We start from the raw sequence: 9,364 nt of genomic DNA, 5'->3' as shown, positions 1-9,364 counted from the left end.
TTGGATCTTTAGTGTCTGTGAAGACGTATCAGGGCCCTATTCCGGTGCGTGATCGCGCAGAAACACCAAATTATCCGGCTTGGACTGCTCGGCATTGAAGCGATAACCCTGCACATCGAACTGCTTGAGCTTGACCGGATCGTTAATGCGTTCTTCGATCACAAAGCGGCTCATCATGCCCCGCGCTTTCTTGGCGTAGAAGCTGATGATCTTGTACTGGCCGTTCTTCAGGTCCTTGAACTCGGTGTTGATGATGCGTGCGTTCAGGGCCGTGCGCTTGACCGCCGAGAAGTACTCGTTGGAGGCCAGGTTGAGCAGCACGTCGTCGCCTTGTTCGGCCAGTGCTTCATTCAACCATTCGCTGATGCGCGTGCCCCAGAAGGCATAGAGGTCTTTGCCGCGAGCGTTGGGCAGCTTGGTGCCCATCTCCAGGCGGTACGGCATCATCAGGTCCAGCGGACGCAGCAGGCCGTAGAGGCCCGAGAGCATGCGCAGGTGGTCCTGGGCGTAGCTGAAATCGGCATCGCTGAAGGTTTCGGCATTCAGGCCGGTGTAGACGTCACCCTTGAAGGCCAGCAAGGCCTGCTTGGCGTTCTCCGGTGTGAAAGCTGGGGTCCAGCTACCGAAGCGCGCGGCGTTGAGGCCGCCGATCTTGTCGGACACATGCATCAATTCGCTGATTTGCGCCGGGGTCAGCTCACGCAATTGCTCGATCAGCTCCTGGGAATGGTCGAGGTATTGCGGCTGGGTGAAGCGCGGGGTGGCCGGCTTGGACTCGAAGTCGAGGGTTTTGGCGGGGGAAATCACCATCAGCATGAAGTTGGCTCCTGTAATCGTGGGGGGGATTCTAGGGGGTCATGCGGTTTGACTCCACCTATGATGGTGATAGATAGCTGTGGTTTTTGTGTGTATATCCGTTACCCAAATAACGGATATACACACCACCCAATATCAGCCATACCCCAAACACCAGATATACCCACCAACCCAATAACCCCAAGCAGGCGATCAGCTATAGTGCCCGACGACTCTAGAGAGGGAGACCCTAGGTGCGAATCGCGCTTTTATTATCAGCTTGCCTGTTATGCCTGAACGCCAACTCGGCGCCGGTTGACGTAGCCAGCCTGGACCGCACCACCTGGCCTGAAAAACTCAGCAGCCCCGCGTTGTTCGACGTCGCCTCACGCGCCGAAATCCTGATGTTCGCCCACAGCTTGATCGCCAGCGAAGCTCAGGACGAAGCCGCGCTCAAACAACGCCTGGGCCTGAAGATCATCAACCTGGCGGCCATCGACGACCTGCGGCGCCAGCTCTGGCAGCGCTTGCTGGAAAACTACACCTTCGCCCAGCAAAGCTGCGAAGAAGATGCCTCATTCTGCTACCTGGTCGAAAACATGGATGACCTGCGCGAGCAAGCCGGAAAATTCCAGGTCAGCGACAACTCCTTCTATATAGGCTGGGCCGGCCCCAGCCATAACTTCCACGAACGCTACCTGGACGAACTGCTGCGCAAAGCCGCACTGTTCCCGCAAATCAGCAGTGAAGTGCTGCGTTTTGGCGACCACGAACGCAATGGCGACGAATTCAACGACCGTCTGTTCCTGCTGACTTTCGACGGCGGCCCCGCGCCGGTCAGTGGCAATACCGATTGGCTCACCGACTACCTGCGCAAGCAAAAGATGAGCGCCACTTTTTTTGCCCTCGGCAGCAGCCTGCAAACCCGTGTGGAGCGCAGTTCCGCTGCCGATGTGCAGGCGCTGTACCAAGGCCAGTGTGTGGGCACCCAGGGTTGGCAATACCGTTCCCACAGCCATTGGGTCGACTGGAAAAGCTCGATCACCCGTAGTGCATCACTGGCGCAGAACCTGATGCCGGAAAACTACCTGCCGCTGTTTCGCCCACCCTACGGCCAGCGTCGCGCCGACAGCCAGGGTTTCTTCCAGTCGCAAGGTTTGCAGGTAGCGCTATGGGACATCGATTCCCAAGATGAGCCGGGCAAACTCAAGGCTGACGAGTCGGCGCAGCGGGTGCTGACACTGATGCTGCTATGGCGCAAAGGCGTGATTGTGTTTCACGACAGCCAGGACAAGGCGCGGGTCGCATTGCCGATGTTGCTGCAGGCAACGGCGCAGAGTGGGCTGGGTTGGCAGGACTGCCGGGAGGCGTTTCGCTGAAAAGGCTAAAATGCCCGGCCCTGTTGGGGGGAGGCGTTTTTGGGGTGATTTTAAGCGACATTTCGATGCGGGCCGACTTCCGACTTTAACGGGGGGGCTGGCACTCGGCTAGTGCTATTCGTCATCCTGAAAAATAAACTTCAAAAAAACGTCAAAGTGCTTTTTCCTGTCATGGTTTTTGCGGTATTACGAAGGCAGATCGCCGAAACCTGCAACACAGGTGGCGTCTTCCAAGACTCCTCATGTGGGCACTGCACTTGACGTCACTGCGGTGCAGTCGGTGGTCGAATCGAGGCGCAGCACTGTTGTGGTATTGCGTCGACTGGCTCCCACAAAGGTGACCGAGTATGGATGATCATGGACGTAACCCTTCTTCCGACCAGCCAATCCTTTATGTGCTTGATACCAACGTATTGATTCACGATCCAAACGCACTGCTTAACTTTGAAGAACACCACGTCGCCATCCCGATGATCGTGCTTGAGGAGCTCGACAAACTCAAAAGCGGCCACCACAGCGTTGCCGCCGAATGCCGCCAGGCCATCCGCCTGATCGACAAGACGTTGGGCGAAGCGTCGCCTGAGGACGTTGAAGTCGGCGTGCCGATTCAGCGGGGCAAAAGCGGGCCCAAGGGCTTGCTGTCGATTCTGATGAATAAGCGCAGCGAGCCCAACAGCCTGTTGCCGGAAAATCTGAACGACAACAAAATCATCAACCAATTGATCGACCTGCACGCGCGCGACAAGGATCTGCGCCTGGTGCTGGTGACCAAAGACATCAACATGCGCCTCAAGGCACGAGCGTGTGGGATCGCTGCTGAGGACTACAGTACCGACCAACTGGTCGACGATGTGTCGATGCTGTCGCGGGGTTATCACACCGTGACCGGTTCCTTCTGGGACCTCGTCAGCAAGGTCGAAACCCGTCAGGACCATGGCCGCACCTGGCACCAGGTACAACTGATCGACAACCTGCCTGCGGTGCACATCAACGAATTCATCATCGACGAGCAGGGGTTTGTAGGCTGGATCAAAGAGATTCAGGTCGACAAGCTGCTGATCCTCGACCTGCATCAGGAACCCCTGTTGCACCAGGAAGCCTGGGGCCTGAAACCGCGTGACATCTACCAGAGCCTGGCGCTGTACGCGTTGCTGGATCCGGACATTCACCTGGTCAACCTGACCGGCGCCGCAGGCTCAGGGAAAACCATCCTCGCCCTGGCTGCCGCGATCGAACAGACCATGGTGACCAAGCGCTATCGCCGCATCATCGCCACCCGCAGCGTGCAGGGCCTGGACCAGGAAATCGGCTTTCTGCCCGGCACCGAAGCGGAAAAAATGGAGCCGTGGCTGGGGGCGATCACCGACAACCTCGAAGCCTTGCACATGGATGACGAAAACACCCATGGCAGCGTCGATTACATCCTCAGCAAAGTGCCGTTGCAGTTCAAATCCCTCAACTACATTCGAGGTCGCAGCTTCCAGCAGAGCCTGATTTTGATCGATGAATGCCAGAACCTCACGCCGCACCAGATGAAAACCATCATCACCCGTGCTGGCGCCGGTTCCAAAGTGGTGTGCCTGGGCAACCTGGCACAGATCGACACCCCTTACCTGTCCGCGACCAGCTCCGGGCTGACTTACCTGACGGAACGCTTCAAAGACTTCCCCAACGGCGTGCATATCGCGCTGCAAGGGGTGCCTCGTTCAATTCTGGCCGAGTACGCCGAGTCGCATTTGTAGACACAGTCCTGTCGTAGTTAGTGGCTAAATGCCACAAAAAACCCCGAATTTCTCGCGAAATTCGGGGTTTTTGTTGTGGGCGACATTTGTCTTCGTTAATGCGCCGTGAGTGCTTGTGGGATTTGTAATTATTTTGTTACATTTTTTCGCGCCGCAAAAACAATAAGACCGCTGCGTGACCCCGTCGGAGAACCACCTGATTGATTCGACGATGTTTTAAAAAACCTATGGTTTTTTCGCGTGACCCTGCCTATTACAAAAAGCCCGATACATCGCTCATTGACGACGCACATATCCAAAGGGAACGGAATGATGGACGTAGCAGGTAATGGCTTCACCTTGTCTCAAACAAGCAAGCGCACTACAGGTTTTAAATCGATACCCCTCACGCCCATCGCACTCGGGCTGGCTTTATGGCTGAGCCAGGGGCCCATGGCGATGGCCGATGACGCCAGCCCCTATACCTCTCAAGTGCTGGAGTCGGCATTCAGAAAAGCCGTTGCGTCGTTTGGCCCCGACACCGACGTGTATAAAAACCTGCGGTTTGCGTACACCGATATCGTCGACCTCGCCGCCAAGGACTTTGCCGCCCAATCGGACAAGTTCGATTCAGCCCTCAAGCAAAACTACGAGCTGCAGCCGGAAAACCTCACCATTGGCGCCATGCTTGGCGATACCAAGCGCCCGCTGGACTATGCCTCGCGGCTGGATTACTACCGCAGCCGGCTCTTTAGCAACAACGGCCGCTACACCACCAATATTCTCGACTTCTCCAAAGCCATCATCGCCAACCTGCCGGCTGCCAAGCCCTACACCTATGTAGAACCGGGTGTCAGCAGCAACCTCAGCGGGCAACTGAGCGCCGGCCAGTCCTGGGCCGCCGCCACCCGTGACTGGAGCGCCAACGCGCAAACCTGGAAGACGCCCGAAGCTCAGGTCAACTCGGGCCTTGACCGCACCAACGCGTACTACGCCTATGCCTTGGGCATGACCGGCAAGGGCGTGAATGTGGGCGTGCTGGACTCGGGCATCCTCACCGAACATTTCGAGTTCCAGGGCAAAAATGCACAGGGTCAGGATCGCGTGCAGGCGGTGACGTCTACCGGCGAGTACTACGCCACCCATCCGCGCTATATCCATGACACCCCGGACGGCGAGTTTCAAAAGGGCGAGCACTTCAGTATTTCCGGGGAGTACGACCCGACGATCAACGACGGTCACGGCACCGAGATGTCTGGTGTGTTGGGTGCCGGCCGCAACGGCACCGGCATGCACGGCATTGCCTTCGACGCGAATATCTTCGTCGCCAATACTGGCGGCACCGATGACAACCGTTTCCAAGGCTCCAATGACCTCGACTACAACGCCTTCATGGCCAGCTACAACGCGCTGGCCGCGAAGAACGTGTCGATCGTCAACCAGAGCTGGGGGCAAAACTCGCGCAACGACGTGGAGAACCACTTCGGCAATGTTGGCGACAGCGCGGCCGATAACCTGCGCGACATGACCGCCGCTTATCGTCCGTTTTGGGACAAGGCCCACTCAGGGCAGAAAACCTGGATGGACGCGATGGCCGATGCCGCGCGACAAAACACGTTTATCCAGATTATTTCGGCGGGCAACGACAGCCACGGTGCCAACCCGGACACCAACGCCAACTTGCCGTTTTTCAAGCCTGATATAGAAAGCAAGTTCCTTTCCATCACCGGCTATGACGAGACCAGCGCGCAGGTATACAACCGCTGCGGCACGTCGAAGTGGTGGTGTGTGATGGGCGTTTCGGGTATTCCGTCCACTGGGCCAGAAGGGGAAATTATCCCCAATGCCAATGGCACATCCGCTGCCGCACCGAGTGTCTCAGGGGCTTTGGCCCTGGTGATTCAGCGTTTCCCTTACATGACGGCCAGCCAGGCCCGCGATGTGTTGCTCACCACCTCCAGCCTGCAAGCGCCGGATGGGCCGGGCACGCCCGTGGGGAGCCTGACCGGTGGCCGAACTTACGATAACCTGCAACCGGTGCACGATGCCGCGCCGGGTACGCCGCAAGTGCCGGGTGTGGTCAGTGGCTGGGGTTTACCCAATTTGCAAAAGGCCATGCAAGGCCCAGGTCAGTTCCTCGGTTCGGTAGCCGTTGCCTTGCCCTCCGGGACTCGCGACATCTGGGTCAACCCGATTTCCGACGAAGCCATTCGTGCTCGGCGTGTGGAAGACGCCACCGAGCAGGCGACCTGGGCTACCACCAAACAGCAAAAAGGCTGGCTCAACGGCTTGCCCGCCAATGCCTCGGCGGACGATCAGTTTCAGTACGAAATCGGCCACGCCCGCGAGTTGGCGACGTTGGCACGCGGCACGGACTTGCTCACCGGTAACACCTATGTTGGCAGCCTGGCCAAGTCAGGCGACGGCGAACTGGTGCTGGAAGGCCAGAACACCTATTCGGGCAGCACTTGGGTACGCGGCGGCAAGCTGTCGGTGGACGGTTCGTTGACCTCTGCCGTGACCGTGGATGGCAGCGCCGTGGGCACGTTGAATGCGGATAACGGTGTGGCGACCACGCTGGGCGGCACATTAGCTGGCAACGGTACGGTGGGCGCCTTGACCGTGAATAACGGCGGCCGCGTGGCGCCGGGGCATTCGATCGGCACGCTGCACACCGGTGACGTGACCTTCAACTCGGGCTCGGTGTATGCCGTGGAAGTCGGCCCGAATGGGCGAAGCGACCAGATCCAGAGCAGCGGCGTCGCCACCCTCAACGGCGGTGTAGTGACCGTGTCGTTGGAAAATAGCCCCAACCTGCTGTCGGCCACCGAGGCGCGTAGTTTATTGGGCCAGCCGTTCAATATCCTCAGCGCCAGCCAAGGTATCAATGGCCAGTTTGCGGCGATCTCGCCCAACTACCTGTTTATTGGTACTCAGTTTAATTACCAACCGAACCAACTGACTCTGGCGGTGGAGCGTAACCAGACGACCTTTGCCAGCGTCGCGCAAACTCGCAACGAGCGCGCGGTGGCAGCGCTGGCCGAGACCTTGGGCAGTGGCAGCCCCGTGTATGAAAGCCTCTTGGCCTCTGACTCAGCCGCCCAGGCGCGGGACGCGTTCAAGCAATTGTCGGGGCAACTGCATTCGGATGTGGCCGCGGCGCAAATGGCCGACAGTCGTTACATTCGACAGGCGGTCAATGGTCGCCTGCAACAGGCCCAGGCGCTGGACTCCAGTGCGCAGATCCAAAGCAGTGACAACGGTGGCTGGGTGCAATTGCTCGGCGGTCGCAACAACGTCAACGGTGATAACAACGCCAGCGGTTATTCGTCGTCCACCAGCGGTGTGCTGCTGGGCCTGGACACCGAGGTCGGCGACGGCTGGCGCCTGGGCGCCGCGACCGGCTACACCCAGAGCCATCTCAACGGTGACGCCTCGGCTTCGGCAGACAGCGACAACTATCATCTGTCGGTCTACGGCGGTAAGCGCTTCGACGCAATAGCGCTACGCCTGGGTGGCGCCACCACCTGGCACCGTCTGGACACTTCGCGGCGCGTGGCTTACGCCAACCAGTCGGACTATGACAAAGCTGACTACAACGCGCGCACGGATCAAGTGTTTGCCGAGATCGGTTACACCCAATGGAGCCTGTTCGAACCCTTCGCCAACCTCACGTACCTGAACTACCAGAGCGATTCGTTCAAGGAGAAAGGCGGCGCCGCAGCCTTGCATGCCAGCAAGCAGAGCCAGGACGCCACACTCTCGACCTTGGGCTTGCGCGGGCATACCCAAGTGCCGGTCAGCTCGACCTCGGCGGTGACGTTGCGCGGTGAGCTGGGTTGGGAGCATCAGTTTGGCGACACCGATCGTGACGCTGCGTTGAAGTTCGCCGGCAGCAACACCGCCTTTGCGGTCAATAGCGTGCCCGTCGCCCGTGATGGTGCGGTGATCAAGGCCAGCGCGGAAATGGCCTTGACCAAGGACACGCTGGTGTCCTTGAGCTACAGCGGTTTGCTGTCCAATCGCGGTAATAACAATGGGATCAATGCTGGATTTACTTTCCGCTTCTAACCCCGGGCTGCTGTCCCTAAAGGGGCGCACTGCGCCCCTTTACTCATGGGATAAACAGCCCTGCGCAAAATTGACTCACAGGTTTACAATTGCCGCTCCTGATCAGGAGTATCCCTGTGCTGACTCATCTCGATTCCCAAGGTCGCGCCCATATGGTCGACGTCACTGACAAAGCCGTGACGTTCCGTGAGGCCGTGGCTGAAGCGCGGGTGCGCATGTTGCCCGAGACCCTGAAAATGATTGTCGACGGCGCCCACCCCAAGGGCGACGTGTTTGCCGTGGCCCGTATTGCCGGGATCCAGGCGGCAAAGAAAACCAGTGACTTGATCCCGCTGTGCCACCCGCTGATGCTCACCGGCGTCAAGGTCGAGCTGCGCGCCGATGGTCTGGACGCTGTGCATATCCTTGCGCGCTGCAAACTCAGTGGCCAGACCGGCGTGGAGATGGAAGCCCTCACCGCGGCCAGCGTCGCGGCGCTGACGATCTACGACATGTGCAAGGCCGTGGACCGTGGCATGACCATCGAAAGTATTCGCCTGCTGGAAAAGCTCGGCGGCAAAAGCGGGCATTTCAAGGCGGACCAGGCATGAGCATCAACGTGTTGTTTTTTGCGCGCTACGCCGAGGCGGTGGGCTTTGATTCGCTGGAGATGGAAGGCGATTTCGCCACGGTTGATACGGTGCGTCTGGCGCTGGCGGCAGACCCTGAGTTTGCAGTGCTCAACGAGTCCAGCTTGATGTGTGCGCGCAACGAAGAGCTGTGTTCGCTGGACGAGCCGCTCGTCGATGGCGATGAGGTTGCGTTTTTCCCGCCCGTGACCGGAGGTTGAGCATGGCTATTCGCGTACAGGCCGAGGCGTTTGACCCCGGTGCTGAGGTCAACGCGATGCACGCGGCCAATGTCGGCGTGGGCGCGGTGGTGAGTTTTGTCGGCTATGTGCGCGACTTCAATGATGGGCGCGAGGTGTCGGGGATGTTCCTTGAACACTACCCCGGCATGACTGAAAAGGCCCTGGCCAAGATCACCGTGGAAGCCGAGCAGCGCTGGCCGTTGCTCAAGCTGCAAGTGCTGCACCGTATCGGCGCGCTGGAGCCGGGCGAGCCGATCGTGTTTGTTGCGGCAGCCAGTGCACACCGCCAGGCCGCATTTGATGCCTGTGCGTTTGTGATGGACTACCTGAAGACCCGCGCGCCGTTCTGGAAGAAAGAGAACACGCCAGAGGGCCCGCGCTGGGTGGAAGGGCGGGGCAGCGATCACGCGGCGGCGGATCGCTGGAAATAAACCGCTGACTAAATGTGTGTGGAGATGCAAATGTGGGAGCGGGCTTGCTCGCGAAAGCGGCGTCTCAGTCAGTACATCTTTAACTGACAGACCGCATTCGCGAGCAAGCCCGCTCCC

Annotated in this window: 7 protein-coding genes; 6 read left to right on the top strand and 1 reads right to left on the bottom strand. The window is 59.0% G+C overall.

Going from position 1 to position 9,364, the window contains the following annotated elements; all coding sequences use genetic code 11:
- Positions 1-36 precede the first annotated feature (36 nt).
- Complete coding sequence (yaaA, locus tag FW764_RS14415) at positions 37-816, bottom strand: peroxide stress protein YaaA (protein ID WP_446434492.1); 780 nt, start codon at positions 814-816, stop codon at positions 37-39.
- 233 nt (positions 817-1,049) lie between these two features.
- Here yaaA and FW764_RS14410 point away from each other — a divergent pair, with 233 nt between their 5' ends.
- From FW764_RS14410 to moaE, 6 genes are all read left to right on the top strand, one after another.
- Complete coding sequence (locus tag FW764_RS14410; RefSeq protein WP_446434491.1) at positions 1,050-2,174, top strand: polysaccharide deacetylase family protein; 1,125 nt, start codon at positions 1,050-1,052, stop codon at positions 2,172-2,174.
- 347 nt (positions 2,175-2,521) lie between these two features.
- Entirely contained in the window at positions 2,522-3,916 is a 1,395-nt protein-coding gene (locus FW764_RS14405; protein WP_048723779.1) for a PhoH family protein, read from the top strand.
- A gap of 312 nt (positions 3,917-4,228) precedes the next feature.
- Positions 4,229-7,966, top strand: a complete 3,738-nt coding sequence (locus FW764_RS14400) for an autotransporter domain-containing protein (protein ID WP_446434490.1) — start codon at positions 4,229-4,231, stop codon at positions 7,964-7,966.
- A gap of 116 nt (positions 7,967-8,082) precedes the next feature.
- Positions 8,083-8,556 (top strand): cyclic pyranopterin monophosphate synthase MoaC, encoded by a 474-nt coding sequence (gene moaC / locus FW764_RS14395; RefSeq protein WP_446434489.1) that lies wholly within the window; start codon positions 8,083-8,085, stop codon positions 8,554-8,556.
- Positions 8,553-8,795, top strand: coding sequence for a molybdopterin converting factor subunit 1 (gene moaD, locus FW764_RS14390; protein WP_446434488.1), 243 nt, complete (start codon positions 8,553-8,555; stop codon positions 8,793-8,795). Before moaC ends, moaD begins: the two co-directional genes overlap by 4 nt.
- 2 nt (positions 8,796-8,797) lie before the next feature.
- The gene (moaE, locus tag FW764_RS14385; RefSeq protein WP_446434487.1) at positions 8,798-9,247 is read left to right on the top strand and encodes a molybdopterin synthase catalytic subunit MoaE; all 450 of its coding nucleotides are present in this window, start codon (positions 8,798-8,800) and stop codon (positions 9,245-9,247) included.
- The last annotated feature ends 117 nt before the right edge of the window (positions 9,248-9,364 follow it).

Source organism: Pseudomonas sp. 1152_12 (assembly GCF_052850675.1).
Note: the sequence above shows the minus strand (reverse complement) of the source record. Positions and strands in the feature narration are given on the sequence as shown.

Bases quoted from the DNA above. Each gene is read 5' to 3' on its own strand.
- yaaA (WP_446434492.1), bottom strand. From the start codon at position 816: ATGCTGATGGTGATTTCCCCCGCCAAAACCCTCGACTTCGAGTCCAAG.
- FW764_RS14405 (WP_048723779.1), top strand. From the start codon at position 2,522: ATGGATGATCATGGACGTAACCCTTCTTCCGACCAGCCAATCCTTTAT.
- FW764_RS14400 (WP_446434490.1), top strand. From the start codon at position 4,229: ATGGACGTAGCAGGTAATGGCTTCACCTTGTCTCAAACAAGCAAGCGC.
- moaD (WP_446434488.1), top strand. From the start codon at position 8,553: ATGAGCATCAACGTGTTGTTTTTTGCGCGCTACGCCGAGGCGGTGGGC.
- moaE (WP_446434487.1), top strand. From the start codon at position 8,798: ATGGCTATTCGCGTACAGGCCGAGGCGTTTGACCCCGGTGCTGAGGTC.